This is a genomic window from Citrobacter enshiensis, assembly GCF_029338175.1.
In the GTDB taxonomy this organism is placed as follows: domain Bacteria; phylum Pseudomonadota; class Gammaproteobacteria; order Enterobacterales; family Enterobacteriaceae; genus Citrobacter_D; species Citrobacter_D enshiensis.
Genome location: NZ_CP119862.1, coordinates 1,980,147 through 2,006,589, shown reverse-complemented (window position 1 = coordinate 2,006,589; position 26,443 = coordinate 1,980,147). Strand labels below are relative to the sequence as shown.

The following is a 26,443-nucleotide window of genomic DNA, read 5'->3' as shown; positions in this document are numbered from 1 at the left end:
AGGTCAGTTTATTAATAACTGGCCTTTTATTATGCCGACATTTCTGTATTTTTAATTTAATAGCGTTAATGCGTTTTATTCCCATTCGCATTTTTAATAATTGATTTTATTATTTTACCTTTTGCAAATAATTAAATAACAAATTATAGTGGCGCCACATCGACATATCATTAACATGTGTGGAGCAGAACAATGCTGAAAACAGAAATGATCGAAAAACTGAATGAACAGATGAACCTCGAGTTATATTCGTCTCTGCTCTATCAGCAAATGAGTGCGTGGTGCAGCTATAACAGCTTTGAAGGTGCTGCCGCGTTCCTGCGCCGTCACGCTCAGGAAGAGATGACGCATATGCAGCGTCCTGTTCGATTATCTGACCGATACCGGTAGTCTGCCGCGGATTAATACCGTCGCTTCTCCTTTCAGCTGAATATACATCACTGGATGAACTGTTCCGTGTTACGTACGAACACGAGCAATTGATCACCCAGAAAATTAACGAACTGGCTCACGCGGCGATGACCAACCAGGATTATCCGACCTTTAACTTCCTGCCGTGGTACGTGGCTGAACAGCATGAAGAAGAGAAGTTATTTAAATCGGTCATTGATAAGTTGACGCTGGCAGGTAAAAGCGGTGAAGGTCTTTACTTCATCGACAAAGAACTGTCGACCCTGGATACGCAGAATTAATTTCGCTCCGGTGAAGCGGGTTTTCTGCCCACTTCACCGGACTCTTTTAATGACGGCAGATTTTGCTTTCGTGCGTCGTAAAACCGTCATCCTTCGCAATAAATTTCCCCTTCGCCGCCAGAAATGCCACCAGTTCAGCCGCCGTCATCTCTGCTGCTGAACAGGTGTGAAAACGCGCCTGCGCGCCAAACCGCTTAACGATCGCCGCCTCAAGACTGGCATGTGTGTATTGCTCGCCTGATGCAATCATCATGTTAAGCACGTCGTGGCCGTGAATCGAATCCATACATCCTCCTCAATAAAGCGCCTAGCCTAAAATGAAGCGGGGTATTCTGCTTTGCGCTAACGCAGGTTTACATCCTTTGGCCACTGGCATGATGCGGGTCCTCCCACACCCATAAAAAAATGTAAATAAAACTTCACACTCATTGTAACGCCGATTTGACGAAAATCGCGTAATGCCTTACCCTGCGCCGCAGATACCACTATTGATTATCTCTGGGACAGAGGAAAGCGTGAAGAATAGAACTCTGGGAAGTGTTTTTATCGTGGCGGGAACCACAATCGGTGCAGGTATGCTGGCCATGCCGCTGGCGGCAGCGGGTGTGGGTTTCAGCGTCACGCTGGCGTTATTGATTGGGCTGTGGGCGCTGATGTGTTACACCGCGCTGTTACTTCTCGAAGTGTATCAACATGTTCCGGCAGATACGGGGCTGGGTACGCTGGCAAAACGGTATCTGGGACGCTACGGTCAGTGGGTGACCGGGTTTAGCATGATGTTTTTAATGTATGCCCTGACAGCGGCCTACATTAGCGGCGCCGGTGAGTTGCTCGCCTCCAGTATCAACGACTGGACTGGCACAGAAATGTCGCCAGCCGCTGGCGTACTGCTGTTCACCTTTGTTGCCGGTGGCGTGGTCTGCGTTGGAACGTCGCTTGTCGATCTGTTCAACCGTTTTCTGTTCAGCGCCAAAATTATCTTCCTGGTGGTGATGCTGGCGCTGCTGATGCCGCATATCCACAAAGTCAATCTTCTCACCCTGCCGCTGCAACAAGGGCTGGCATGGTCCGCCATTCCGGTGATTTTTACCTCGTTTGGTTTTCACGGTAGCGTGCCCAGCATTGTCAGCTATATGGACGGCAATATTCGCAAATTGCGCTGGGTGTTTATCACCGGCAGCGCAATCCCGCTGATCGCCTATATCTTCTGGCAGCTCGCGACCCTCGGTAGTATCGACTCCTCAACATTTATGGGGCTGCTGGCCGATCACGCCGGATTAAACGGTCTGCTTCAGGCATTAAGGGAAGTGGTTGCCTCACCTCACGTTGAGCTGGCGGTACACCTGTTCGCCGATCTGGCACTGGCGACCTCGTTCCTCGGCGTTGCGCTGGGATTATTTGATTACCTGGCGGATCTGTTCCAGCGTCGCAATACCGCTGGCGGACGCCTGCAAACTGGCGCGATTACCTTTTTGCCGCCGCTGGCGTTTGCCCTCTTCTATCCGCGCGGATTTGTCATGGCGCTGGGTTATGCCGGTGTAGCGCTGGCGGTACTGGCGTTGCTGATCCCTTCTTTGCTGACATGGCAAAGCCGAAAGCATAATCCTCAGGCGGGATACCGCGTGAAGGGAGGCTCAGTGGCGTTAGGTCTGGTGTTTCTTTGCGGGATTGTGGTGATCGGGGTTCAGTTCTCTATCGCGGCGGGACTGCTGCCCTGAACCAGGTTGAATGCAGAAGATGGCGCTTAAACTGCGGTTTAAGCGCCGTCTGAGCTTAACGTACTATCAGTGCAGACAGCACTGCTTATACTTTTTGCCGCTGCCGCAAGGACAGGGATCGTTACGCCCTGGTTTGGCTTCCACTTTCACAGGTACCTGCGGCAGAATTTCTTGCGGATGCGCCATCCACCAGGCATGAAGATCCAGCGCCGCCATCCGGATAGCCTCTACGCTTTCTTCAAATGCCTCTGGCGTCATCTTCTCTACCACGGCAAAGTTCTCTTCCGTACCGTGCAACGCAATCGCCTCCAGCGCCGGTTTCAGCGAATCGGGCAACGCTGACCAGTCAGAAAGCGCCACTCCGCGCATATAACCAAAACACCACTCTTCGACAATCGTCAGCTCATGGCCTTCAATTTCACGCAGGCCAAATAAAGGTTCAAACTGCTCCGGAAACTCGTTCAGTCTGTCGGCGGTATCAGCCATATGCTGGAACGCAAGATTCATAAAGCGCGTCATCTCTTTTTCCGATGACCAGCGCGGCACATATTGCGGTCCTCCCCATACTGCCACCAGCCACTGCTCCGGCTCAATCTCACGTGGAGAACTGAGTAACCGCCGTCAGCAGACCATCCAGCTCTGACACATCCAGAATCGCGTGTTCGGTGTTGTACTTCGTCAGTACATCATCCAGCCACTCCAGTTCGCTTTCGTTCAATGGTCCCGTGTTCATAACGCTAATCCTCAGTGAAATACGCTTGCCTGGGCTCATCTTACAGGGTAGACGGGGATTATTCTAAACAAAACGGGGAGTTCAGAAGCCCGGCCTTCCTGAGCCTTGCGCATCGTTCAAGTGATCCTCTCCGCATTTTTGCACCGACAAGGTGCGCAGCCTGACTTTTCTGCAGCTATGTTTAAGATTCTGGACGGTTTGGATACCACGCATCCCAGTCTGCCACGTGAAGGCAACCTCCTCCTTAGATAACGATTGACACTGACCTGATGAAATTGCGACGTCGTATTTCACATCGCACTGCTACGTCTGTCAGATAACAATGTCGATATTTATCAACCTGGCGGAGTTTTTGCTTAAAAAATGACAGCCGTACGCGGCCCGCTTGATAACGCAATAAATGACGAAGTTTATGATTTTCCCCGCGCCTCCCGGCGCCTGGTATTGAACAGTACTGAGGAATATCCAAATGTCTATTAAAATGATTAAGTTACCTCTGCAGATTGCCGTTATGGGTTGTTTAAGTACCGCATTTTATGCGCAGGCAGATATCACGATTGGCGTGGCCGGGCCGTTTACCGGTCCCAATGCCACGTATGGAGCGCAATACTGGAAAGGGGCATCGCAGGCGGCAGCGGATATCAATGCGGCAGGCGGTATTAAAGGTGAGAAAATTGTGCTGGTGCAGGGCGACGACGCCTGTGAGCCGAAGCAGGCCGTCGCGGTGGCAAACCGCCTGGTCGATGAATCCAAAGTCTCTGCCGTGGTCGGTCATTTCTGTTCTTCCTCCACCATGCCAGCGTCCGAAGTCTATGATGAAGCCGGAGTATTGACGATAACCCCGGGGTCAACCAACCCACTGATTACCGAACGCGGAATGAAAGGCATGCTTCGCATGTGTGGTCGTGACGATCAGCAAGGCGTCACGGCGGCAAACTACATGCTGGACGTCCTGAAAGCGAAAAAGATCGCCGTCATTCACGACAAAGATACCTACGGTCAGGGCTTAGCCGACGCAACGAAAGCCGCACTGCAAAAACGGGGCACCAAAGAAGTCCTGTATGAGGGACTGTCGCGCGGTGAAAAAGATTTCAATGCCCTGGTGACCAAAATCGGCGCGCTGAAGCCGGACGTTGTCTATTTTGGCGGTTGCCATCCGGAAGCGGGTCCGTTGGTGCGTCAAATGCGCGAGCAAGGAGTACAGGCTAAATTCTTCTCCGGCGACTGTGTGGTGACGGAGGAGATGGTGACGGCTGCCGGTGGCGCGCAGTATACCAATGGTGTGTTAATGACCTTTGGTAAAGATCCTCGCACCATTGCGGAAGGCAAAGCGGTCATTGAGAAATTCCGCGCCAGCGGTTTTGAACCGGAAGGCTACACCCTGTATGCCTATGCCTCAATTCAGGCCATTGCTGCCGCCTACGGCGCCGCAGGAAAAGACAACGCCAAAGCGGGCGAATGGCTGAAATCACACTCCGTTGACACGGTGATGGGCCCCAAATCCTGGGATGAGAAAGGCGATCTGAAAGTGTCTGATTATGTGGTTTACCAGTGGGATGACAAAGGTAAATATCACCAACTCTAATACCGTCAGGTCGGTTCTGACTTCTCGCTCCCCTCTCGGGTGAGGCATTGCAACCCTGAAGGCAACCGGATTGTGCGAGCCGGTTGCCTTACCACTGGCGGGAATTTCAAATGGATGCTTTCTTCTTACAACAGATGATCAACGGTCTGACGTTGGGAGCGGTGTATGGCCTGATTGCCATCGGTTACACCATGGTCTACGGCATCATCGGCATGATCAATTTCGCGCATGGCGAAGTTTACATGATCTCCGCGTACCTCTGTGCTATTGGCCTGGGCCTGCTCTCCTACTTTGGCATTCACTCTTTCCCTCTGCTGATTTTTGGCACCCTGATCTTCACTATCGTGATAACGGGGGTCTACGGCTGGGTCATCGAACGTATTGCCTATCGCCCCCTGCGAAATTCAACCCGTCTGGCGCCACTCATCTCTGCCATCGGTATGTCACTCATTTTGCAAAACTATGTGCAAATCAGTCAGGGGCCCAACCAGCAAGGCATCCCGACGCTGATGAGCGGCGTGCTGCGTTTCAATGTCGGCGACGGAATGGTGCAAATCACCTGGACCAAAATCTTTATTCTGCTGGCGGCGTTTGTCGGTATGGCGGTCCTGACCTGGGTTATCCAGTACACGCGACTGGGACGAATTTGTCGCGCGACGCAGCAGGACAGGCGCATGGCCTCCATTCTGGGCATTAACACTGACCGGGTTATCTCGCTGGTGTTTGTGATGGGCGCGTCGATGGCGGGGCTGGCGGGCGTTCTGGTGACCATGAACTACGGTACGTTTGACTTTTATGCTGGCTTTATCATCGGCATCAAGGCGTTTACCGCCGCGGTACTGGGCGGGATCGGTTCACTTCCCGGCGCCATGCTCGGCGGCATGCTGCTTGGTGTCGCAGAGGCGCAATTCGCCGGGCTCGTTAACTCCGATTATAAGGACGTGTTCTCCTTTGCATTATTGGTGGTCATCCTGATCTTCCGCCCGCAGGGGCTGTTGGGACGTCCCAATGGTCGTGAAGGTGGTAGGGCAAAACGATGACAGAGATGACAGAGGCCGTCGTGAAATCAGAAATTGATATTAAAAAATGCCTGGTCGACACCGTATTAGCCGGACTGTGCGCGCTGATTGTGTTTGGCCCCATCGTGGGGGTGGTTTTAAAAGGCTACAGTTTCACGCTTGCCCCGACCCGCGTGGCATGGCTGGTTGCCGTGGTCATGGCAGGACGCTTTCTCGTCAGCCTGGCGCTGCAAACTCAGATCGGGCAGAAGTTTGCCAGCCGGTTTGAAGGCGCTGACGACGGTGTGTACGTCCGCCCGGTGGGTTACGCCTCCCGCATGCGCTGGGTAATTCCTGGCTTGATGCTGCTGGCTATCGCCTTCCCCTTTGTGGCGACCAAGTATCTGCTGACGGTGGCGATTCTGGGGCTGATCTACGTGCTGCTGGGACTGGGCCTGAACATTGTGGTCGGGCTCGCCGGATTACTGGATTTGGGTTACGTGGCCTTTTACGCCATTGGCGCTTATGGGCTGGCGCTGGGATATCAGTATCTGGGGCTCGGTTTTTGGGTCATGTTGCCCATTGGCGCTGCTATGGCGGCGCTGGCTGGCGCGCTACTGGGGTTTCCGGTATTGCGAATGCACGGGGATTATCTGGCGATTGTGACGCTGGGATTTGGTGAAATTATCCGTCTGATCCTGAACAACTGGCTGAGTTTTAACCCGGTGGGCCAATGGAGTGTCCGTGCCTGCCCCCACGCTTTTTGGTCCTTGAGTTTGGCCGGCGGGCGAAGGACGGCGGCGTGCCGTTTCATGAGTTTTTCGGTCTGACGTACAACCCTAACCTGAAGTTTATTTTTATCTACACGGTCCTGGTTCTGGTGGTGTTGCTGGTGCTGTTCATCAACATCGCTTAACCAAAATGCCCATTGGCCGGGCCTGGGAAGCGCTTCGCGAAGATGAGGTTGCCTGCCGCTCACTGGGCTTAAACCATGTATTAGTCAAACTTTCCGCCTTTATGATGGGGGCTTCGACGGCCGGGATTGCCGGTGTCTTTTTCGCGACTTATCAAGGGTTTGTTAATCCGACTTCGTTTACCTTCTTCGAGTCTGCGCTCATTCTTGCCATCGTACGTACTCGGCGGGATGGGCTCCACGCTCGGTGTGGTGCTGGCGGCCTTTGTTCTGACCGTCGCCCCCGAGTTACTCCGGGATTTTGCCGAATACCGGGTACTGCTGTTTGGCGTCTTAATGGTGTTAATGATGATTTGGCGTCCCCGTGGGCTGGTCCGCACCAGCCGCGCCGGTTTCGCTATTCGCAAAGGGGTCGCGCCATGACTGACAGCATTTTACGTGTTGAAAATCTGATGATGCACTTTGGCGGGATAAAAGCGCTCAACGATGTCAATCTGGAGGTTACCCGGGGTTCAATCACGGCGTTGATTGGTCCAAACGGTGCCGGTAAGACCACGGTGTTCAAACTGCCTGACCGGATTTTAATCAGGCTTCGGCGGGGGCGATTGTGTTTAATAACCCGCGCCAAAACCACCGATGTGATTCAGGTGTAAGGGCAAAAAATCCACGCCACTGATTTTTTCAATCCTGGCCGTCTGGCCTCACGCATCTACTACAAAATGTTCGGCGGCACACATCTGGTCAACCGTGCCGGACTGGCGCGAACCTTCCAGAACATCCGCCTGTTTCGCGAAATGTCGGTGATCGAAAATCTGATGGTGGCCCAGCATATGCAGGCGAACCGCAACCTGATTGCCGGAATATTTAACACACCGGCGTATCAAAAAGCCGAAAATCAGGGCGCTCACGACCGCGCCCTTTTACTGGCTGGAGGTGGTGAACCTTGTGGATTGTGCAAACCGCCTGGCCGGGACCCTCTCCTATGGCCAACAGCGCAGGCTGGAAATTGCTCGCGCCATGTGCACGGGACCGGAGATGATTTGTCTCGACGAACCGGCAGCCGGACTCAACCCGGTGGAAACCGAGGCGCTCAGCAGCATTGTGCGCGTCCTGCGTGAACGGCATGGCGTTACCGTGTTGTTGATCGAGCATGATATGAGCATGGTCATGGAGATTTCCGATCACGTTATCGTGCTTGATCATGGCGATGTGATTGCCCGGGGGGCGCCCGCGGAGATCCAGCACAACGTCAGCGTGATCGCCGCCTATCTGGGGACAGATGAAGAGGAGCTTGCCGGATGAGTCAGCCATTGCTGGAGTTTCGCCATGTGGACGTTTTTTATGGCCCGATTCAGGCGCTGAAAGCGATTTCGCTAACGGTAAATGAAGGAGAAACCGTCTCGTTGATTGGCGCCAACGGTGCCCGGAAAATCGACCTTGCTGATGTCCATTTTTGGGCAACCACGCATCGCGCGCGGGCAGATTTTTTACCGTAATGACGATATCAGCCACAAATCCACCCACTTTATCGCCACTAATGGGATTGCTCAGGTCCCGGAAGGACGGGCGAATCTTCCCGGACATGACGGTCGAAGAAAATATCCTGATGGGGAGTATTCCTATCGGCGACCGTTACCATAAAGAGGATAAAGAACGGATGTATCACCTCTTTCCCATCCTTGAGGAGCGGCGCAATCAGCGCGCCATGACGCTCTCGGGAGGCGAGCAACAGATGCTGGCTATTGCCCGCGCACTGATGAGTCGCCCCAAATTACTGCTGTTGGATGAACCGAGTCTGGGATTAGCGCCGCTGGTGGTGAAACAAATTTTCCAGACGCTGCGCGAGTTAACACGGGCCGGGATGACGCTTTTTTTAGTCGAACAAAACGCCAACCACGCGCTTAAACTTTCGGATCGCGCGTATGTGATGGTCAATGGCGAAATTCGCCTTAGCGGCAGCGGTCAGGAACTGTTGGTCGATCCCGAAGTGCGAAAAGCGTATCTGGGCGGTGCATAGAGATTTCGAAGCTAAATAACAATAGCCGCTGTAAAAAGCGGCTATTTTTTATTAAAAAAGGTCTGACTGTACGACGCCTAAAAATTCATGTTTCCACGGTTTTGTGTTGAATGTCAGTCATCCCCTCTTATCGACATTTTATTCTTTACGCAAAGGTCATCATAAAACTTGCATTAAGGCTTTCATGTATCCCATTGCGTAGGCCATTCCTGAATGCCATGGCGCAGGACAGGTCATTTGTGGCGAATGATCCGGAATTAATACGCCATCAAAGTTATTTTCTTTCAGTATCCGTAATACCTTCGCCATATCAATGTCCCCTTCGTCGATAAAGGTTTCGTGATAGTGAGGAACTTTCCCTTTTACGTTACGGAAATGCATATACGCAATAGAGTCCTGACGAGAATACTGTTCTACCGCCTCGTAGACATCGCCCTCTGACATTTCGGCAATGGTGCCCAGACAAAACTCAAGCGCATTAGAGGAGCTGGGAACCAGATCCAGCAAGTCTTGATAGAGATGCGGTTGGTTAACCAGTCTCGGTTGTCCACGCACGAATTCAAGCGGCGGATTCGTCAGGATGCGCGGGCCAGTCTCACACCGGCTTCTTCTGCCACCGGCACAATCTCTTTCAGGAACGCTTCCAGCCGTTGCCAGAGTTGCTCTTTAGTCACCGGTGCTCTTATACCCTCAGCATCTTCATCCACCACCATATTCCACGCCATACTGGCCGGTAACGGACTTTCGGTTTGTTCGTTTACGCCGTTTAAGCCGACCGTTTTGGCTCCGCCGCGCGCCTTATTTTCCTGAATTCTTCCGGCGACGCCCGCCAGACTAAAGTTATAACCAAAAACAGGGATACCCGCAGCACCGACATTACGGATGATCTGTTTCACCGTCTCGATTTGTTCTGCTTTCCGGGGACCGTCAAATAAGATGTCATCCCAGTGGCAAGGGTCGAAATTTTCAATAGCAAAAAAGGTTAAATCGTATTTCGCCATTCTGGCGCGAATATCTAACAATTCTTCTGTTGTCCAGACATCTGCCTGCGCCGTACCCCAACCGCCGGTATCACCAACCGGCTGATCGCTACGGGAAAAACGCGCATTCTGATGAAAATAATCAACCATATGAACGACAATATGCGTCGCACCACATTGTCTGGCAAAGGCGAAATGCTCGTCATCCAGCATGTGGCGGTACAGTCCAAAGCCTAATTTCATGTTCTGAATCTCCGGTGGAAAGAAATTATCATTCTTGTCTGATTACATCGGCAACATTTTCGCGCTGCATCGGAATGGGTTTAACAAAGACAGCCACGGCAAGTGCGCCAAGTACGGCAATACCCCCAGCAATAAAGAACGCCGCATTATAAGCCCCTGTCCATTGAATAATGTAACCCGTCACAATAGGTCCTAATATTCCGGCAATATTCGCTGTTGCATGAACCATACCTCCTACTGCGCCCATATTTTGGCGTGCGACGGTATCTTGCAAAATAGCCCAATACGTTGTTGCGGATAAATAGAGGAAGAAAATGCCACATGCCATCAGGGATACCGCCCCTGCGGCACTGGAAACATTGCCAACGCACATAACAAAAATCGCCGAAGCACCAAGGCAAGTCACGAGCACTATTTTACGGGAAAACAGAGGACGCCCGGTTTTACGCAGTACGTAATCACACAGGAAGCCACCAGCCGCCATCCCGACAGAACCCAGCAGCCACGGAATCACACTCACAATACTCATGTCCTTCAGGCTGAGATGTTGTGAGTTCGACAAATAGCTTGGGAACCATGAGAGAAAGAAAAAGAGAATGTAGTTCAGGCCAAAAAATGCAAATGCCGTTGCCAGTATCGTAGGCTGCTTGATATAAAAAGAGAGCGGCATGGATACTTTTTCAGTCTCTTGATTATTATCGCTTTGCTCCTGCTGTCCTTCCTGAATTAAGGCTAATTCCTCACGGCTGATGGTTTTGTGTTCTTCCGGCTTGTCCTTCGCAATTTTTATCCAAAACAGCAGCCAAACAATGCCTAAACAGGCAATCGCAACAAACGCCATTCGCCAGCCGATAATCAGCACCAGCGATCCCATGATAGGTCCTGCCAGCGCACCGCCAAGCGGGTTGCCTGCAGTGGCGACGCCAATGGCGCTGGCGACTTCACGACGGGGAAACCAGTTACTGACGATTTTATTCAAGGTCGACGCAAACGGCCCTTCCCCGGCACCAAACAATACCCTGATGATGAGCATTGAGGTAAATCCGACGGCGACGCCAATCAACCCGCAGAAGAATGACCAAAATGCCATACTGACGGCAAAGACCATTTTGGGACCAAAACGGTCAGAGGCATAACCGCCAACGAAGTTAAAAAGCGCATAGCCGATAGAGAAACTACTAAAAATAATGCCTAATTCACCTGGCGTTAATTGCAAGTCGTTAGCAAACATGGGGGCTGCGATAGCAAAGGCAGAGCGATCCATGTAATTGATCGCCCCACCTAGCGAGAGTAGGAAAACAATACTCCAGCGTTTACTTTTGAGCATACTGATGTCCTCATATCATCAAGATCGAAGGGTATTTACATCACACCAAAGCGATTCCATGCTTCAACAGCACCCATGCCACCACGAATGGCATCGCGAACTTTGTTTTCCGTTACGCCTTTTTCCAACGCCAGACCGATAAACCTCTTGCTCGACCCGTCTCGGGATCACCAGTACGCCCTCTTCATCTGCCACAATAAGATCGCCTGGCGTTATCATTACGCCATCAATCGTAATCGGAACCCCATAATCGAGAACTTTTTCCGCGAACTTTTTGATCCTGAGAATAAGAACCCAGGGAAAAGACAGGGAAATTGAGTTCAAGGATCTCGTGCTTATCCCGTGAATAGCCGTTAAGAATTGCCCCTGCCGCATTAAGGTGAACAGCGCGAGTCGACATCAATCCCCCCCATAAGGCATACGTCGGGGACGAACCGCTGGCAATATACACCTCGTTTTCTTGTAGGCTGTCCAGCGCCTCAAACATCACGCCAAACGCTTTATCGCCGAGGGGGCCGTTGGAATGCGAACCGGGGAAAGTCGCGTAGTCCGCCTCCAGCACCGGCATCGCACGCCCGGCGATGCGCATCTGTTTTTCCAGTGGCTGCAGTCGTGGGTTGAGGAATTGATTCTGTAGACCAATGGCGTCCATGACATCACCCAGCAGAGCGGTACTGAGATTGTTCTTTATCTTTTCAAAAAATTGCCTTTCTTCTGAGTGCATAATTCATTCCTGTGTGGTTAAATTAAAACAACCTTACTGTCTACCTGTAGGACAGGTTAGCCAGGATCAAGTGATCAGAAAATACCCAGATCGCCATGATGTGACAGACTCAGCAAAAATTTACACTGGCATGTTGTTGGTAATAGTGAAGATGAGTCGATAACATATGCAGAATTTCAGCCCGAACATCCTGTCCCAGATGGATACGGAACGACCGCTTACGAAGAGAGGGAGAGTTGCCGCATGAACATGAGTAAACCCATCATTGAGAAAAGCACGCTCTCCGAACAGGTCCGTAACTACATCCTCAATGTCATCACCACGCAACAGCTTGAACCCGGCGCCAGAGTGCCCAGTGAAAAACAATTGACCGAAACGCTGGGGGTCAGTCGGGGTGTAGTGCGGGAGGCATTTCAGGCGTTGTCGATTCTTGGCATCTGGGACATCAGCAGCGGTAAATATCCGCGAGTGCAATCACTGAACTCTGCGGCGCTGGAAACGATTTTCAACTATTCTGTCGTGACGCAACAGATTTCAGCAAGCCAGATACTTTCACTGCGCAGCACCCTTGAAGTTCACAGTGCTGTGCTGGCGGCGCAAAATGGTACAGAAGACCATTTTTCCCGTTTACGCATAGAGATGGCTAAGATAAGTGAAGTCTTCGGCGATCATCAGTCTTTTATTTATCATGATGCACGCTTTCATATGATTTTAGCCGAGGCGTCCGGCAACCCTCTCTACGCCCTGCTCTTACAGGCACTTCGGGTGCCGCTGGAAAAATCGATCTCCGCAGGTTTGCATGCTCATGATATCCATGACCGTCGTCAGCAAATTATTGACGTGCACCAGGCAATCCTGGACAAAGTCTGTCAGAGAGATGCTGAAGGTGCGGCCCTGGCAATGCAAAAACATTTCTCCTCTGCGATTAATGCGTTGATTATTGAAGAGTAACCCTGATTATCGCTCTATGGCGTTCTGACACCATTGCTCAGCCCGCCATACACGCACTCACAAAATTCTCTTTTCGGGAACGCAACCGAACCTCACGCCATCTAATGGTAAGAAATGAAGCAAATCTGTCTGCCTGACAGATTAAAAAAACGATCCGTCAATACCGGAGAGATTGCCTTACGCCCCGGGCAATGACGAGCAGCACTATCCTCAGCTTCTCTGGGAGAAACACATGCTCAATTACGCAATCCTCGTTTTTGCCATCGGCGCACTCGGTGGACTGGTGCTGGCCGCACATGTGCTACGCAACAAATTTGCCCCCCTGGTTACTGTCGCTTTTGCACTGCCGGATGTAGGCGCGACGGGGCTGATTTTGCTGCCTCCTGATGCTTATTCAGGCAATGCGCCGCAGCAAGTCTTCATCGCCTTTGCCTTGCTACTGGCGGCAGCGTTGGGCGGATTCTTTCTGGCGTCGTTCCATTTGCGCAAAAAGTTACCGCCGAAAGCCATCGTGGCCGTTCATGCCAGCGTCGCTGTCGTGGGTTTTCTCACGCTGGTTAGCGTGTTCCTGTGATGTCCCGTCATCCGCTTCATCCGGCGCTGGTCCATTTTCCCATCGCCTGCTGGTCACTGGCCGTTGCCGCCGATGTTGCCGGGCTGTGGTTTGGTGAGACGGCCTGGCGCTGGTCTGGCGGGCTGCTTGCCATTGGCTGTTTGATGGCGTTAATCGCCATGATTGCGGGCATGTTCGAGCTGTCTCATGTGCCAGAAGGCGCGCCGATGCGGATGGTCTGGTGGCACATGGGCCTGATGTGCGTTGCTTTCGCGCTGTTTTGTACCCGTCTGGTGACGGGCCTTGAGAATATGCGCCTGCAGGAGCCGGACACGCTATCTTTACTGTTAGATGCCGCAGGATTTATTTGCCTGATGGCGGGAGGCTGGCTTGGCGGAACGCTCGTCTATCATCATGGCGTAGGGCGCTCCAGTAACCAGAATCCGCCCCCATCCGTAAAATAATCACAAGGTCATTATCCCTAAGATCGACGCTGAGGTGCTGAGAGAAGGTGTTTTGTTCAGGGTAAAAACACCTTCATCAGCTTAACACCGGAGTTTCATCATGGCCGAGTATAACGTTCATCTGACTGCATGCCGCCAGATTGCAAAAGGCACTATGGCCTTCCACTTCGAAAAACCCGTCGGGTTCAGCCACAAACCGGGGCAAGCCATAGATCTCATTCTGCCGGGACATCAAACTGACACCCGGTCATCGGATACCCGCCACACCTTTTCCATTGTCACTGCACCCGAGGAGGACGAACTGGTGGTCGCGACTCGCATCGGCGAGAGCGTTTTTAAACGTACGTTGTGTGCCTTGCCCATTGGGACTGAAGTTCAGATCAATGGCCCTTTTGGATCATTCACCTTACCCAAAAATACAGAACGCACGGCTGTTCTCATCGCCGGGGGGATCGGGATCACTCCCTTCATGGGCATGTTACGCCACGCAGCCCAACAGCAAACGCCGCAGCAATTGATCCTGCTGTATAGCAATCATCACCCCGAAGACACAGCCTTTCTGGAGGAGTTACAGCAGCTGGAGCAGCAGAATCAGCGATTTCAGTTAATGGCGACCATGACGGATATGGCGCATTCGACCCAATCCTGGGATGGCGCAACGCAGATCATCGACAGTGACTGGATTAAGCAGGTTGTCACAGGGCTGGATAACCCGGCCTTCTACGTTTCCGGTCCACCCGCGTTGGTTGAGGCCATGCGCCAAACGCTCACGATGTCCGGCATCGATGAGGACAACGTGCGCAGTGAAACGTTTTACGGTTACTAACGCGGTATCCACTGTCGCCGCGAAAAACAGGTACCGAACACGGGAGACACTATGCCGAATACACAATCTCAGTCATCTGGCCTGCTGTCGGCCCATACCCCCGATCCTGATCTCGTCTCACGAGCAGCATTGGGGGATACGTCGGCATTTACGGAAATCATGCGTCGCCACAACCGACTCCTGTTTCGGACCGCACGCAGCATTTTAAAGAACGATGCGGAGGCCGAAGATGCGCTGCAGGAAGCCTATCTGAACGCCTGGCGCGCACTGAAGGGGTTTCGTTCTGAGGCCACGCTTTCAACCTGGCTGGTGCGTATTGTGGTGAATGAATCATTGGGACGTCTGAGGCGAAAAACCGCTTCCGTAATTCCCCTGGATGCTGCCATGAATGCCATTGACTCTGACATCCAGGCATCGTTAAGCGATAATCCTGAACATCACCCGGACTATGCCGTGATGCAAACCCAAATGCGCCAACTTCTGGAAGCCCGTATCGACTTACTGCCCGAGGCTTTTCGTACGGTCTTCATGCTCCGGGCGGTCGAGGAACTGAGCGTGGAACAGATTTCTCACGCGCTGGATATCCCCGAAGCGACGGTGCGAACCCGTTTCTTTCGCGCCCGCAGCCTGCTCCGTGAGGGACTGGCCAGCCAAATGGATATCGCACTGAACGACACCTTCGCGTTTGATGGCGCACGGTGCGATAGGATCGTTGCAGGTGTGCTGGACAGAGCAAAAGCCGAAGGGCTGTCCAACCCAAAAACAGAGTAAGGTGATGTCAAAAAAGGGTAATACGATCGTGTATTACCCGTTGTCGACACAGTACATTTCGACATTTTTGCCCAATTTTCGGGCCAACCCCTTTGCACCATCGCGCATCACGGTAAGATGGTTCCAGCGAAAAACGGGAGCCGCCAGGGGCGCAAGATAGTTCATCCACCGGGTGTTGGTCCGAATATTCCAGTCATACCTGACAATCGTTTCCATCCCATTACCTGAAAATGACCACACTCCGCGCCCTTCAACTTCACCACTGGCTTCCCCTTCCAGCAGATAAAAAGGGGTGATGTTCAATACATGGATGTCGAAGGTTAATCGATAAGGTAAGGCCCCCTTTCCAGGTATAACGATGCAACGCCCCGATCCCCTGAATATCCCCTTTTTCGATTTCAATGATCCGCTCCAGACTTGCCCACCACTCAGGCCAGTGGTCAGGATGTGAGAGCACGTCCCACACCTCCTGTACCGACGCTTCAACCCGCCAGGTGGTAGTAAACTGGTATTCAGCCATAAACCTAAACTCCCATTACGGTGTGAAAAAATCAGCGGGGAACTGAATGTTGATCACCATGGCATCCATCAGGACGGTTTCCAGCAGTTTTCCCTGCCGGTCGTAGCTGACAACTTTGGCCGGGAGTCCATGAGATTTATCTAACCAAATCTCATACCGATTAACGTCATCGACACTCACACCTTTGGGTCCCGTCACGGACAGATGTAATGTGGCGCGTCCCGCCAGCGTCTCTTCACCGACAGTCACGGTTGTCCCATCGTGCTGTAACCGGCGAATATTGCTCAGCAATACGCCGATGTCTGATTGATCCACCCGGTGACCGTGATCGTCTTGTATCAATGAATCTGTCGGGGAAAGGTTCAACACCGGAAATGTCCCCAACCCAAAGGGCCATAACTTCACTTTACGACTGACCGGGTTATAGGTAAGAACCGCGCCGGGGTGTGGCCGGGTAAAATCCATCCTCACAAATCCCGGTTTGCGATAGCTATAGCGAATAACTTTGCTTTCATCCTGAGGTGACGAGGAGCGCAACAGTACCTGGTAAGATTGAATGTGTTCGAATTGTTGCTGGGAGAGATCGATCAGGTTGGTCGTCTTTACGTTTTGCGAAAAAGCAGATGCCACGGCGACATTTTCCGCCGGATGCGTCATACCGCTAAAGAAGAGTAATGTCGCACACATTACCGCTGGAGAGATTAAGCCGCTAATGACCGTCTCCTGCCTTAAGGTGGTCAGCAAACAGGAACCATCACCTGCTGTCATTTGTCAGTATAGTGCTTATTTGAACCGCCCAAACCGAGTGTCGTGCCAGCAAAAAGCTATACTTTATTAACCACACTTTAAATGAGGATTAATCATGAAACTGCTACGGGCGTCTTCATCCATCGCCCTTGCGCTACTTCTGATGGCCTCCTCTTATGCCGCAGCCAGCGCCCTGCAGCACCAGGCGGAAAGGGAGCGAGAATTACGCATCGCGGTGATTACCGGTAATGGTCTAAACAGTCTCGGTGGAGACATCGGTTTTACGCTTAACGCACAAAACAGGAAGATCCGCCCCTTTGGTTCTCACCACGTCGTCATCGTTGATCCCGTCATCATTGATAGCTTTGGTATGCGCAGCGGAAATCCTGCCCGCGATGGCTTCATCGGCAACCCTGCACGTGATGGATTTATGAACAATCCCGCCCGTAACGGATTTATGAATAATCCCGCCCGCGGAGGGTTCATGACAACTATGCCCATTCGCAGATAACCGCAACGTCGCGGTTTATGGCGTTCGTGAGCGTAATCCCCATCAATATTACCGTTAGGGTAACCCGGCAAAATAACTATTTAATAAACGCCACAGATAATTTGCCGCTGGCGTCATACGGTGATCATTAGAGCGCAACAAATGACACAAACTTTCACGAGCAATACGATGATCAATAGGGACAGCCACCAATTGCTCGCGAAATTGAATGCTTTTCAATGTTTGCGGCGTCATAAATGCCACCCCTTGTCCGGTCTGGCATAAGGCGATAGCGCTGGTAAACAGATTACAGCGGTATGCGGGCGTAAAAATAAGCCCCTCATTTTTAAAAATGGCGTTCAAATAGCGCTGTATACCAAAATCTTCGCTCATGACGATTAAGCGGTGGCGCGTTAATTCTTCGGCAGTGACAACGGGGAAAGCGGCGACAGGATGATTGGGCGGTACAATGGCGCAAATCGGTCCACGCCGGAAACTGTTACACTTCAAACCCGGTGGCGCGGACGGACCAAAACTCACCGACATATCCACCTCCCCTTTAGCCAATAGCGTGAGGGTGGTTTGCATATCGCCCGACTGAATGTTGACGAAGACCGCAGGATACGCCAGGGAAAATTCACTGATGACATGTCTGACCACCTCCTCCACCATGCCCTGACCGACGCGCAAGTTCACCGACCCACCGCGCATATGGCGCAAATCCTGTAACTGACGTTCGAGTTGTTTGCGACGTTGCACCGTCAGCGCATAATCTTCTGCCAGCAATTTCCCGACATCCGTTAATACCACGTTGCGGCCACGTCGTTCGAGTAACGGCAGTTGTAACGTTCTTTCCAGTTCGGATAACTGACGGCTCACTACCGAGGGATTAATTCCCAGCGCATCGGCTGCACGTCGAATACCGCCATGTACGCCAACTTCATACAAATACCCGATGGATTTTTCTGGATAGGTGGAGAACGTCCATATTTTTGGCTTATTCGTTGCTCACAGGGCAACAATAATAATCATCACTCCTCATTTTTTACAATGCCAATTCTGCGCATACTGCCTGTTACAACCAAGACAGACGGAAAAATACATGAAAAATATAAAAACGTACCTGCAACAACACGCATCAGACATCCTGAATGATATTAAACGGTTGGTACTGGCAGAATCCCCATCACATGATAAAACTGCCGTTGATGCGTGTGGCCGGGTTCTGGAGGACATTTTTCGGGAGCGTTTAGGTGTACAGGCGGAAATCGATGAGCAACTACATTACGGCAACCACCGTAAATTCACTCTTGGTAGCGATGGGCCGCAAACGACGCTGATAGGTCACTTCGATACGGTATGGGACAAGGGTGTGCTGGTCCTTCGCGAGGAAGACGGTAAATTATATGGGCCGGGTATTCTCGATATGAAATCCGGGCTGGTGCAGGCCATCTGGGCGGTGCGCGCGTTGCAACAGCTCAACTTACTCGGACACCAGCGTATCGTATTCCTGTGTAACAGTGACGAAGAGCTGGGCAGCCCGAGCTCGCGTGAATGGATTGAAACACATGCGCGCGGTTCCGCGCAGGTGTTAGTCGTTGAACCAGCCGTCGCGGGCAGCGGCGCGCTTAAAGTCGCGCGAAAAGGCACGGGACACTATGAAATAACCATCCACGGGCTGGCGGCGCATGCCGGGAATAATCCAGAAGAAGGCGCCAGCGCAATACAAGAGATGGCGCAGCACATTCTCTATCTGAATAGCCTCAATGCGCCTGAGCGTGGCACTACCGTCAACGTAGGGATCGCCAACGGCGGCAGCCGCTTCAATGTGGTGGCCGATCGCGCCTATCTCGGCATAGACACTCGAGTCACTTCGCAGGAAGAAGCCGCGAGTATTCATGAAGCGATTTGCCAATTGCGCCCCTACGACCCGCGCATCACGCTGCAGGTCAGCGGTGGTCAGGGTCGTCCACCGATGCGCCAGACGCCCGCAGCCCGCACGTTATTGACACGGGCGCAGCATGTAGCAGAAGCACTAAGCTTCACCGTGGACGGCGAGAGCGTTGGCGGCGGCAGCGACGGCAATTTTACTGCCGCGCTCGGTTTACCCACGCTGGATGGCCTTGGTGCGACCGGTTCCGGGATCCATGCTAAGCATGAACATATCAACATCGCCGATGTGCCACTACGTGCGGCATTAGTGGCGGGGATCATTGCTGAAGGGGGGAAACCATGACGCAATCCCACGTTGATTCGTACTCACCTCCGGTCTCCTTGCAGGATAAAGGGCAAAGCCCCTATCTGTTGCTGTTTATTATCCTGGTGCTTGCCGCCGTCGCGACCTGGATTATTCCCGCTGGCGTTTATGATTATGAAACGCGTGACGGTATCAAGTTTGCGGTGAAAGGCAGCCTGCATGCCGTTGCGCAAAGTGGCGTCTATCCGCTGGAAATCTTCACGGCGATTGCCAAAGGCATGGTAAAACAAGCGTCGATTATTTTTCTGATTCTGTTTACGGGTGGCGTGCTAGCCGTTATCGAAAAAACCGGTGCCATTGCTACCGCGCTTAACTCTTTATCACACAGCACGAAACTCAGCGACAAATGGCTCGTGCTGATCTTTGCCGCTATCTTCGGCCTTCTCGGTACCACTGGCGTCGTGGTGAATGCCGTGGTCGCGTTTGTGCCCATTGGGTTGCTGATCGCGCGTTCGATGGGCTTGCCGCCAATACTGGGGGCATCGTTAGTCTATCTGACCTGCGCCGCGGGCTTTAATGTGGCGATCCTCAATCCTGCGACGACGGGACTCACACAGCATCTGGCGCAGTTACCGCTCTTTTCCGGCATGTTGTTGCGTAGCATCACCTGCCTGTTGTTTATCATTACTGCTGCCGCCTATTTGATTTGGTCAATACGCCGTACCCGGCAGCTGGGCTTTTTGCGCCCCACTCAGGAAACTTCAGGCAAAGACGTGTTGAACGTGACGGGGCGCCATAAATGGATTTTAGCCACCACCGTGCTGGCACTGATCCTGTTTATAGCCGGGACGATACAATTCCATTGGGGCACCAATGAGATGTCGGCGATGTTTATCCTGCTGACGATAATAGTAGGACTCATTGGCCGCCTGTCCGGATCGGATATTGCGAATACCTTTCTCACGGGCTGTTCGAAGCTGGTAAAAGGCGCATTTATCGTCGGTATGGCCGCAGCCATTTCACTGGTGTTGCAGCAAGGCAACGTGCTGGACCCGATTGTCGGGAGCTTATCCAATTTGCTGGAGCCAGTGCCGATACATGCGGCGACCCTCGGGATGTTTATCAGTGCAGCGTTGATTCATTTCGGGATATCTTCGGGTTCCGGCGAATCAGCACTGTTGATCCCGATCTTCTCCCCGCTTGGCGATAACCTTGGTCTGACGCGTCAAGTGATGGTCCAGGCGGTCTTGCTCGGCGAAGGTATTGTTAACTGTATGAACCCAACCTCCGGTGTTCTGATGGCAGTATTAGCCACTGCCGGTGTGCCTTATGGCAAATGGTTGCGCTTTGTGGCACCGGTGATCGCCATCTGGTTTGTCATTTGCGTCATCATGCTGCTGATTGGCGTGGCGATTAACTGGGGGACCGTTTAAACCGATAGCTGAGTGTCAGAAACAGACAGTAATACCCGGTAGCATCGTCTACCGGGTCATGATCATCATCATAGGCCAATCTGAAATGTCTGGAGTATCCGTGGCGATTCGCTGTTGAGCGCCCAAATATAAAAGTAATAGTCTTTTTATTTCGACATGCTATTAGCAATGCAAATCACGCATTAGGTGTTTATCATCACGGATATACTCACACCTGCAACTGTTTTATATTTTTAAACAATTCGCAAATACCTGCATCCAAACGTGCTGCCAGGTTCATCCATAATCAATATGGTTGATATTAAAATAATAAACCATACGCCACACTTACCTTTCAGACGTTTTTTATCTATCAAAATGATTAACAACATTTGATTTTACTGAGAGATAAAAAACATGACGGATAAATCAGATAACACCGATCAACACAATTTGCGCTTCGGTATCCCCCCTGTTAAATGGCTACTCACTAATATTCAACACCAGGACGCACGATTGGGACTGGTGATTTCGGTCTTTCTTCTTTTGCTCTTAAGTTTTACCTGGATTACGGGTTCTTATGGCAAGATAAGTGAAATGAGTTTCTCTGAGCTCACTTACTCTTTAATCATATTTTTAATTTTGGCTGCAGGTATCGTTATTTTTTTTAAAGTCCTCGATGGCAGTATCCTTCCCCGCATCATCCTTTGGTATGTCACAACCCTTTTACTGATCACGGTTTCTCTGTTCTGGATGCAGGCACTGCTCCGCACCCCCGCCGTATTTGTGGTCGAGGCGAAATGTTTTGTCGAGCCCTGGTCTCAGGGATGTCCATTGGGTAAATCCATCCCGACAACAATAGTGGAAGCTCCCAGGAAAGAAGAGCAAAACAGCAATAAACAGAACCTTCCTTTTCCGGATTCGCGCAATACAGTATCTGTCCAATTTGCCGGGACACTAGCACGACAGGCGGTAATAGACGTTTCAACAGCGCTTGAAAAGCGTCACTGGAATATTCCGGAGGCCGCGCGCAGGAGCGTGAACGTACAGCCCAGGCCGTAGGAATCAATCAGGTACGTTATTTTCATAAAGAAGATGCGGAGCTCGCCAAACAATTAGCCACAGAGTACAACGCAACGGCGGAATGGCCAGGCTTCATTAAGCTGAGTGTCGCCTTTGTCGATGGATATACCGCCAGAGTTTCACCGGGTGTTCTTGAAGTCTGGACCAGCGTCAATTGACGTCAGCATTTAACGTCATTTGGCTGAAAGTGATGCGCTGCACTACAGTCGATATCAACATCACGGTTCCACGACCTTGATATCGACGCAAAGTACTCACTTTACTTGAGGGGAAAGTCATGGTTAAATTGCTGTTGCAAGACTCATCCGGGCCGGAAGTTGTTCAACTCCGCAAGTGTCTGGCTGCGACATTGGGGTCGGATGCACAAATGTTCGACCTGCAGGCGAAGAATGACCTGTTCGATGAGACGCTTGTGGCCGCAGTTCGCCACTGGCAGTCGAATATCGGTATCCTTGCCGATGGTATTGTTGGCCCCTACTGCCAGAGGCCTGCTGGGTCTGATAAACGCTCCCTCCCTCGGGCCTGCGGGCAGATGATGTGCAAAACTTGTTCCCGGCCACCAAGCCATCCAACGTGTTGCGGTATCTGCCGTATGTGACAGCAGCGCTCACCAGTGAAGGACTCACGACGGCCCCGTTAATTCTCGCAGCGCTGGGGACCATACGTGCGGAAACCGAAGGCTTCGTCCCTATTTCCGAATACCCCTCGCAGTTCAACACCACGCCAGGGTTACCGGCATTCAGCGCCTACGACGCAGGGACAAAACCAGGTAAGAGTCTTGGCAATATCAAACCGGGAGATGGCGCCAGGTTTCGCGGACGCGGTTTCGTGCAGCTCACCGGGCGCGCGAACTACGAAGAATACGCTCCCCGCATTGGTGTGGACATTACCGCCTCCCCTGACCTCGCCAATGCGCCCGAGGTGGCGGCCGTATTGTTGGCCTTGTTCCTCGCCGATCGCAAAAAGGAGTTAACGACCGCACTGACAGCCACGCCACCGGACCTACAGGAAGGCGCGCAGGCTGGTGAATGGCGGCTCGCACGGATTGGATCGCTTCAAAAGCGTTTTCACGCTTGCGGGCTGCCATGCCAGCCGTCATGCCTAAACGCCGGCGAGACCAGGAAGGTGATGACGAGTAGCGAGCCTCCGAAAGCGGGCAAGCGCAAGAGCGCCACGGCGGCGATCCCCGTCTCCGCACTCGACTCGGGACCCGTACTCAATGCGTCAAAGGATCCGGTTGATCTGCGCGATCGTACCTACACACCGCCACCGGTGAGTTTACCGGATCTGTTTCCGAGCGATGCGGACATCGCAACGCGACTGACCGTCTACACAAAGGCGAAACTGATCCTCGATCAGGGTCAGGAGGGAGCCTGTACGGGCTTTGGCCTGGCCTGTGTCGTGAATTATCTACGCTGGCGCAAAGCTGGTTTTCCAACGGCGCTCCGATTCAGTGAGCCCCCCGCATGCTTTACAACTTTGCCCGGCGATACGACGAATATGCAGGTGAGGATTACGACGGCTCGAGCTGCCGTGGCGCGCTCAAAGGTTGGTTTCACCACGGCGTGTGTCTGGAGCCTGACTGGCCCTATCAGGCGCAGGAGAACGAGCCACCCAAGTACGGCTACGCGGAGCGCTCAGCCAATACGACACTGGGTGTCTACTATCGCATAGACATCAAAAGCATCACGGACATGCAGGCCGCTATCCATGAAGTCGGTGCGATCTACGTTTCCGCCTTCACGCACGAAGGCTGGCAGACAGTGCGGAAGTGAAAAAGCCACTCACGGATCATGCCTCACTTTCCCATCATCGCCTTCAACGGCAAGCCCTCAAAAACCGATGGTCATGCCTTTGCACTGGTGGGGTTCAACCGCGATGGCTTTATCGTGCAAAACTCCTGGGGAGAAAACTGGGGTTGCGGTGGTTTCGCGGTGCTGAGTTATGCCGACTGGCTGACCAATGCGATGGATGCCTGGGTTGCCGCGCTGGGCGTACCCGGTGTGGTGCCAGGGCAACTCGCCACTGGCAAGCGGTCCTCTGCCACGCTTGCAGGAATGGCCAATAAAGAGCTGTGGTGGGATGAAACGACCGCTTACGAGCACAGCATTGTAATAGGCAACAATGGACGTGTGACTCGCTACCTCACACAAGACGAGATGACGCGCACGCTGATGTATCAGGGTTGCGTGTTGCCCGATCGCTGGTTCCGAACCCATAACACGGAAACCAAGCGTCTGGTTATCTATGCTCATGGTGGGCTCAACGACGAAGCCGGTTCCATTGAGCGGGCGCGGGCGATGGGACGCTACTTCGTTGGCAACGACTGCTACCCGTTATTCCTCGTGTGGAAAACAGGGATTCTGGAATCTATTGGCGACATTTTCTCCGACCACCTTCCGTCGTGAACCGTCGCGAGCAGGGGGAATTCGCGAGGCGTTGACCGATGCCTCCGACATGCTACTTGAGCAGACCATAGGTAGGCCGGTCGCCAAACCCGTCTGGAGCGAGATGAAGGAGAACGCAGAATTTAGCTGCTTCTCGGGCCGCGCAGGCGACCTGCTGGTGACAGCACTGCAAACGCTTGCTGCGACCTGGGGCAACGCCCTGGAACTCCACATCATCGGTCACTCGGCGGGCAGCATCATCCTCGGTCATTTCGTCGATCTGTTGTCGGCACGTGGTCTGGGCGAGCAACTGAAATCAGTGCACCCTCTATGCGCCGGCATGTACCGGTGCAATTCTGCCAACCGCCACTATGCACCGCATGCATCGCTGATGAAACGTATGTATTTGCACCTTCTCTCCGATCGCAATGAGCGCGACGACAATGTGGCGGCAATTTATCGCAAGTCGCTACTGTACTTCGTTTCAAATGCCCTGGAAGGCGACCAGCGCACACCGCTGCTGGGAATGGGAAATATACGCGACAAAAACTACAAAGGCTGGGACGGTTCGTCGAGCACGGGCGAAGCACTGCGCAACTGGCACCGTGCAGTCGTTGAGGCTGGACTGGAAAGGAGCGGACGTACGAATGTGATTGAGGCTGACAAGGTGCCCACCAGTCCGAAAGTCATGATTGATGCTTCGCACGGCAGTTTCGACAACAATATCGAAGTTCTCAACCTGACACTGCAACGAATCGTTGAAAAGAACAGCCTGAACATGCCCGTAGACGACCTGAGAGGCTTTTAACCGGCGCTCGCTCAATGAGATGCAAGCGGGCACCGAAACTGATTACGTTAAGGTAATCATTGATATACAGGAATAATGATGCCAGGGAAGGCTGCTGTGAAAGGTGAATTTCAGGCACAAAAAAACCACCCGTAGGTGGTTTCACGACACTGCTTATTGCTTTGATTATACTTGTCTTTCCCATGGTGCCCGGAGCGAGACTTGAACTCGCACAGCGCGTACGCCGAGGGATTTTAAATCCCTTGTGTCTACCGATTCCACCATCCGGGCTCGGAAGAAAGTGGAGGCGCGTTCCCGGAGTCGAACCGGACTAGACGGATTTGCAATCCGCTACATAACCGCTTTGCTAACGCGCCAAATTCTTCAGGCTTTTCAGCCAGACACCCGCAATTGCCGATGTCTTTAAATTGGAGCGGGAAACGAGACTCGAACTCGCGACCCCGACCTTGGCAAGGTCGTGCTCTACCAACTGAGCTATTCCCGCATCACCAAGTAACTTTGTTAATCACTTGATTTTGTTATCGTCTGGCAATCTGTGCTGCCGTTCGATGCGTTGCATTCTACTTACCTGACGCACTGAGTCAACGATATTTTTCGTCACTCGCGATCGTTTGCTGAAATTTGCGGCGAAACGATCACTGATCAAGCAAATCCCCGCGTGCAGCGCTCAAATATTGCAGCATCGACCACAGCGTCAGTATGGCTGCGACAAAGAATAACGCGATCCCGGCATACTCTACCCAAATGTTTGGACGCCATAACAACCATGCCAGAGCCGCCATTTGTGAAGTCGTTTTGACTTTCCCGATCCAGGAGACGGCCACGCTGCTGCGTTTACCGAGTTCCGCCATCCATTCGCGCAATGCGGAGATAATAATTTCACGGGCGATCATCGTTGCGGCTGGTAACGTCACCCACCAGCTATGGTAGTGTTCTGTCACCAGGACCATTGCGATAGCGACCAGCACTTTATCCGCCACGGGGTCAAGAAACGCGCCAAAGCGGGTGCTCTGATTCCAGCGACGCGCCAGATAACCATCGAACCAGTCAGTTACGGCTGCAATACAGAAGATGAGCGCACACACAACACGGTGCCCAACTGAATGGCAGATAAAACGCCAGTACAAAGAAGGGAATCAGTATGACGCGAAACAGCGTGAGCAATGTAGGAATATTAAATTGCATAGTGACGGGTAACTATCTGTTGTCAGAGAAATTACCCCTATGTTGCTACAGAGGCCTCAATGTTTCAACGAGTAGAAGATCTTTTCTGCCAGACCTTGCGAAATACCCGGCACTTTTGC

General features: G+C 52.4%; 24 protein-coding genes, 3 tRNA genes and 7 pseudogenes. 20 read left to right on the top strand and 14 right to left on the bottom strand.

Annotated features, from left to right (window positions below; all coding sequences use genetic code 11):
- Positions 1–192 precede the first annotated feature (192 nt).
- Positions 193–692 (top strand): annotated as a pseudogene (gene ftnA, locus P2W74_RS09740) (non-heme ferritin).
- Positions 693–738: 46 nt separating this feature from the next.
- On the opposite strand, the gene P2W74_RS09735 reads toward ftnA, so the two are convergent.
- A complete protein-coding gene (locus P2W74_RS09735; RefSeq protein ID WP_276294814.1) occupies positions 739–978 on the bottom strand; it encodes a YecH family metal-binding protein in 240 nt (79 codons plus the stop codon).
- A 229-nt stretch (positions 979–1,207) separates the two neighbouring features.
- Between P2W74_RS09735 and tyrP the strand changes: the two genes are divergently transcribed.
- Positions 1,208–2,410, top strand: coding sequence for a tyrosine transporter TyrP (tyrP, locus tag P2W74_RS09730; protein WP_276294813.1), 1,203 nt, complete (start codon positions 1,208–1,210; stop codon positions 2,408–2,410).
- Positions 2,411–2,476: 66 nt separating this feature from the next.
- On the opposite strand, the pseudogene P2W74_RS09725 reads toward tyrP, so the two are convergent.
- Positions 2,477–3,143: pseudogene (locus P2W74_RS09725) on the bottom strand (YecA/YgfB family protein).
- Positions 3,144–3,654: 511 nt separating this feature from the next.
- Here P2W74_RS09725 and P2W74_RS09720 point away from each other — a divergent pair.
- The 5 genes and pseudogenes from P2W74_RS09720 to P2W74_RS09700 all read left to right on the top strand — a co-directional run bounded on the left by P2W74_RS09720 (position 3,655) and on the right by P2W74_RS09700 (position 8,656).
- Positions 3,655–4,728 (top strand): branched-chain amino acid ABC transporter substrate-binding protein, encoded by a 1,074-nt coding sequence (locus P2W74_RS09720; RefSeq protein ID WP_407649484.1) that lies wholly within the window; start codon positions 3,655–3,657, stop codon positions 4,726–4,728.
- A gap of 110 nt (positions 4,729–4,838) precedes the next feature.
- Positions 4,839–5,768 carry an ABC transporter permease subunit gene (locus P2W74_RS09715; protein WP_276294811.1) on the top strand — a complete coding sequence of 310 codons (930 nt, stop codon included), beginning with the start codon at positions 4,839–4,841 and terminating at the stop codon, positions 5,766–5,768.
- A 5-nt stretch (positions 5,769–5,773) separates the two neighbouring features.
- Positions 5,774–7,062 (top strand): annotated as a pseudogene (gene livM / locus P2W74_RS09710) (high-affinity branched-chain amino acid ABC transporter permease LivM).
- A pseudogene (locus P2W74_RS09705) lies at positions 7,059–7,941 on the top strand (ABC transporter ATP-binding protein). The pseudogenes livM and P2W74_RS09705 overlap by 4 nt, the downstream one beginning before the upstream one ends.
- Positions 7,938–8,656, top strand: a pseudogene (locus tag P2W74_RS09700) (ABC transporter ATP-binding protein). The pseudogenes P2W74_RS09705 and P2W74_RS09700 overlap by 4 nt, the downstream one beginning before the upstream one ends.
- A 159-nt stretch (positions 8,657–8,815) precedes the next feature.
- Here the strand turns inward: P2W74_RS09700 and P2W74_RS09695 are convergent.
- From P2W74_RS09695 to P2W74_RS09675, 5 genes are all read right to left on the bottom strand, one after another.
- Positions 8,816–9,211 carry a mannonate dehydratase gene (locus P2W74_RS09695; protein ID WP_276294810.1) on the bottom strand — a complete coding sequence of 132 codons (396 nt, stop codon included), beginning with the start codon at positions 9,209–9,211 and terminating at the stop codon, positions 8,816–8,818.
- Between the two features lie 20 nt (positions 9,212–9,231).
- Complete coding sequence (locus tag P2W74_RS09690; protein WP_276294809.1) at positions 9,232–9,879, bottom strand: mannonate dehydratase; 648 nt, start codon at positions 9,877–9,879, stop codon at positions 9,232–9,234.
- 28 nt (positions 9,880–9,907) lie between these two features.
- Complete coding sequence (locus tag P2W74_RS09685; protein ID WP_276294808.1) at positions 9,908–11,206, bottom strand: MFS transporter; 1,299 nt, start codon at positions 11,204–11,206, stop codon at positions 9,908–9,910.
- Positions 11,207–11,269: 63 nt separating this feature from the next.
- Positions 11,270–11,425, bottom strand: coding sequence for a hypothetical protein (locus P2W74_RS09680; protein WP_276294807.1), 156 nt, complete (start codon positions 11,423–11,425; stop codon positions 11,270–11,272).
- Between the two features lie 7 nt (positions 11,426–11,432).
- Positions 11,433–11,930 carry an RraA family protein gene (locus P2W74_RS09675; protein WP_276294806.1) on the bottom strand — a complete coding sequence of 166 codons (498 nt, stop codon included), beginning with the start codon at positions 11,928–11,930 and terminating at the stop codon, positions 11,433–11,435.
- A 243-nt stretch (positions 11,931–12,173) separates the two neighbouring features.
- Between P2W74_RS09675 and P2W74_RS09670 the strand changes: the two genes are divergently transcribed.
- The 5 genes from P2W74_RS09670 (at position 12,174) to P2W74_RS09650 (ending at position 15,495) form a co-directional block, all read left to right on the top strand.
- Positions 12,174–12,881, top strand: a complete 708-nt coding sequence (locus P2W74_RS09670; RefSeq protein WP_276294805.1) for a FadR/GntR family transcriptional regulator — start codon at positions 12,174–12,176, stop codon at positions 12,879–12,881.
- A gap of 172 nt (positions 12,882–13,053) precedes the next feature.
- Positions 13,054–13,455, top strand: coding sequence for a hypothetical protein (locus P2W74_RS09665; RefSeq protein WP_276294804.1), 402 nt, complete (start codon positions 13,054–13,056; stop codon positions 13,453–13,455).
- Positions 13,455–13,898 (top strand): DUF2231 domain-containing protein, encoded by a 444-nt coding sequence (locus tag P2W74_RS09660; protein WP_276294803.1) that lies wholly within the window; start codon positions 13,455–13,457, stop codon positions 13,896–13,898. The genes P2W74_RS09665 and P2W74_RS09660 overlap by 1 nt, the downstream gene beginning before the upstream one ends.
- 100 nt (positions 13,899–13,998) lie before the next feature.
- On the top strand, positions 13,999–14,724 hold the full coding sequence (locus P2W74_RS09655; protein ID WP_276294802.1) for an FAD-dependent oxidoreductase: 726 nt from the start codon (positions 13,999–14,001) through the stop codon (positions 14,722–14,724).
- Between the two features lie 51 nt (positions 14,725–14,775).
- On the top strand, positions 14,776–15,495 hold the full coding sequence (locus P2W74_RS09650) for an RNA polymerase sigma factor (RefSeq protein ID WP_276294801.1): 720 nt from the start codon (positions 14,776–14,778) through the stop codon (positions 15,493–15,495).
- Positions 15,496–15,528: 33 nt separating this feature from the next.
- Here the strand turns inward: P2W74_RS09650 and P2W74_RS09645 are convergent.
- Both P2W74_RS09645 and P2W74_RS09640 read right to left on the bottom strand, forming a co-directional pair.
- Positions 15,529–16,015: pseudogene (locus P2W74_RS09645) on the bottom strand (SRPBCC family protein).
- A gap of 15 nt (positions 16,016–16,030) precedes the next feature.
- On the bottom strand, positions 16,031–16,702 hold the full coding sequence (locus tag P2W74_RS09640; protein ID WP_412767239.1) for a sigma-E factor regulatory protein RseB domain-containing protein: 672 nt from the start codon (positions 16,700–16,702) through the stop codon (positions 16,031–16,033).
- A 175-nt stretch (positions 16,703–16,877) separates the two neighbouring features.
- Here P2W74_RS09640 and P2W74_RS09635 point away from each other — a divergent pair, with 175 nt between their 5' ends.
- Positions 16,878–17,273: a hypothetical protein gene (locus P2W74_RS09635; protein WP_276294799.1), complete on the top strand. Its 396-nt coding sequence runs from the start codon at positions 16,878–16,880 to the stop codon at positions 17,271–17,273.
- Between the two features lie 54 nt (positions 17,274–17,327).
- On the opposite strand, the gene P2W74_RS09630 is transcribed toward P2W74_RS09635, so the two are convergent.
- Positions 17,328–18,200: a LysR family transcriptional regulator gene (locus P2W74_RS09630; RefSeq protein ID WP_276294798.1), complete on the bottom strand. Its 873-nt coding sequence runs from the start codon at positions 18,198–18,200 to the stop codon at positions 17,328–17,330.
- 154 nt (positions 18,201–18,354) lie between these two features.
- Between P2W74_RS09630 and P2W74_RS09625 the strand changes: the two genes are divergently transcribed.
- The 7 genes from P2W74_RS09625 to P2W74_RS09595 all read left to right on the top strand — a co-directional run bounded on the left by P2W74_RS09625 (position 18,355) and on the right by P2W74_RS09595 (position 25,139).
- Positions 18,355–19,488, top strand: coding sequence for a M20 family metallopeptidase (locus P2W74_RS09625; protein WP_276294797.1), 1,134 nt, complete (start codon positions 18,355–18,357; stop codon positions 19,486–19,488).
- On the top strand, positions 19,485–20,882 hold the full coding sequence (locus tag P2W74_RS09620; protein ID WP_276294796.1) for a YfcC family protein: 1,398 nt from the start codon (positions 19,485–19,487) through the stop codon (positions 20,880–20,882). The genes P2W74_RS09625 and P2W74_RS09620 overlap by 4 nt, the downstream gene beginning before the upstream one ends.
- A gap of 396 nt (positions 20,883–21,278) precedes the next feature.
- Positions 21,279–21,923 (top strand): hypothetical protein, encoded by a 645-nt coding sequence (locus P2W74_RS09615; protein WP_276294795.1) that lies wholly within the window; start codon positions 21,279–21,281, stop codon positions 21,921–21,923.
- 298 nt (positions 21,924–22,221) lie between these two features.
- Positions 22,222–22,542, top strand: coding sequence for a peptidoglycan-binding protein (locus tag P2W74_RS09610; protein ID WP_276294794.1), 321 nt, complete (start codon positions 22,222–22,224; stop codon positions 22,540–22,542).
- Between the two features lie 868 nt (positions 22,543–23,410).
- Complete coding sequence (locus P2W74_RS09605; protein ID WP_276294793.1) at positions 23,411–23,719, top strand: C1 family peptidase; 309 nt, start codon at positions 23,411–23,413, stop codon at positions 23,717–23,719.
- 18 nt (positions 23,720–23,737) lie between these two features.
- Complete coding sequence (locus tag P2W74_RS09600; RefSeq protein ID WP_276294792.1) at positions 23,738–24,352, top strand: C1 family peptidase; 615 nt, start codon at positions 23,738–23,740, stop codon at positions 24,350–24,352.
- Positions 24,318–25,139: a hypothetical protein gene (locus P2W74_RS09595; protein WP_276294791.1), complete on the top strand. Its 822-nt coding sequence runs from the start codon at positions 24,318–24,320 to the stop codon at positions 25,137–25,139. The genes P2W74_RS09600 and P2W74_RS09595 overlap by 35 nt, the downstream gene beginning before the upstream one ends.
- Positions 25,140–25,322: 183 nt before the next feature.
- On the opposite strand, the gene P2W74_RS09590 is transcribed toward P2W74_RS09595, so the two are convergent.
- The 4 genes and pseudogenes from P2W74_RS09590 to pgsA form a co-directional block, all read right to left on the bottom strand.
- A tRNA-Leu gene (locus P2W74_RS09590) sits at positions 25,323–25,409 on the bottom strand.
- An 11-nt stretch (positions 25,410–25,420) separates the two neighbouring features.
- A tRNA-Cys gene (locus P2W74_RS09585) sits at positions 25,421–25,495 on the bottom strand.
- A gap of 52 nt (positions 25,496–25,547) precedes the next feature.
- Positions 25,548–25,623 (bottom strand) — tRNA-Gly (locus P2W74_RS09580).
- A 151-nt stretch (positions 25,624–25,774) separates the two neighbouring features.
- A pseudogene (pgsA, locus tag P2W74_RS09575) lies at positions 25,775–26,324 on the bottom strand (CDP-diacylglycerol--glycerol-3-phosphate 3-phosphatidyltransferase).
- Positions 26,325–26,443 lie beyond the last annotated feature (119 nt).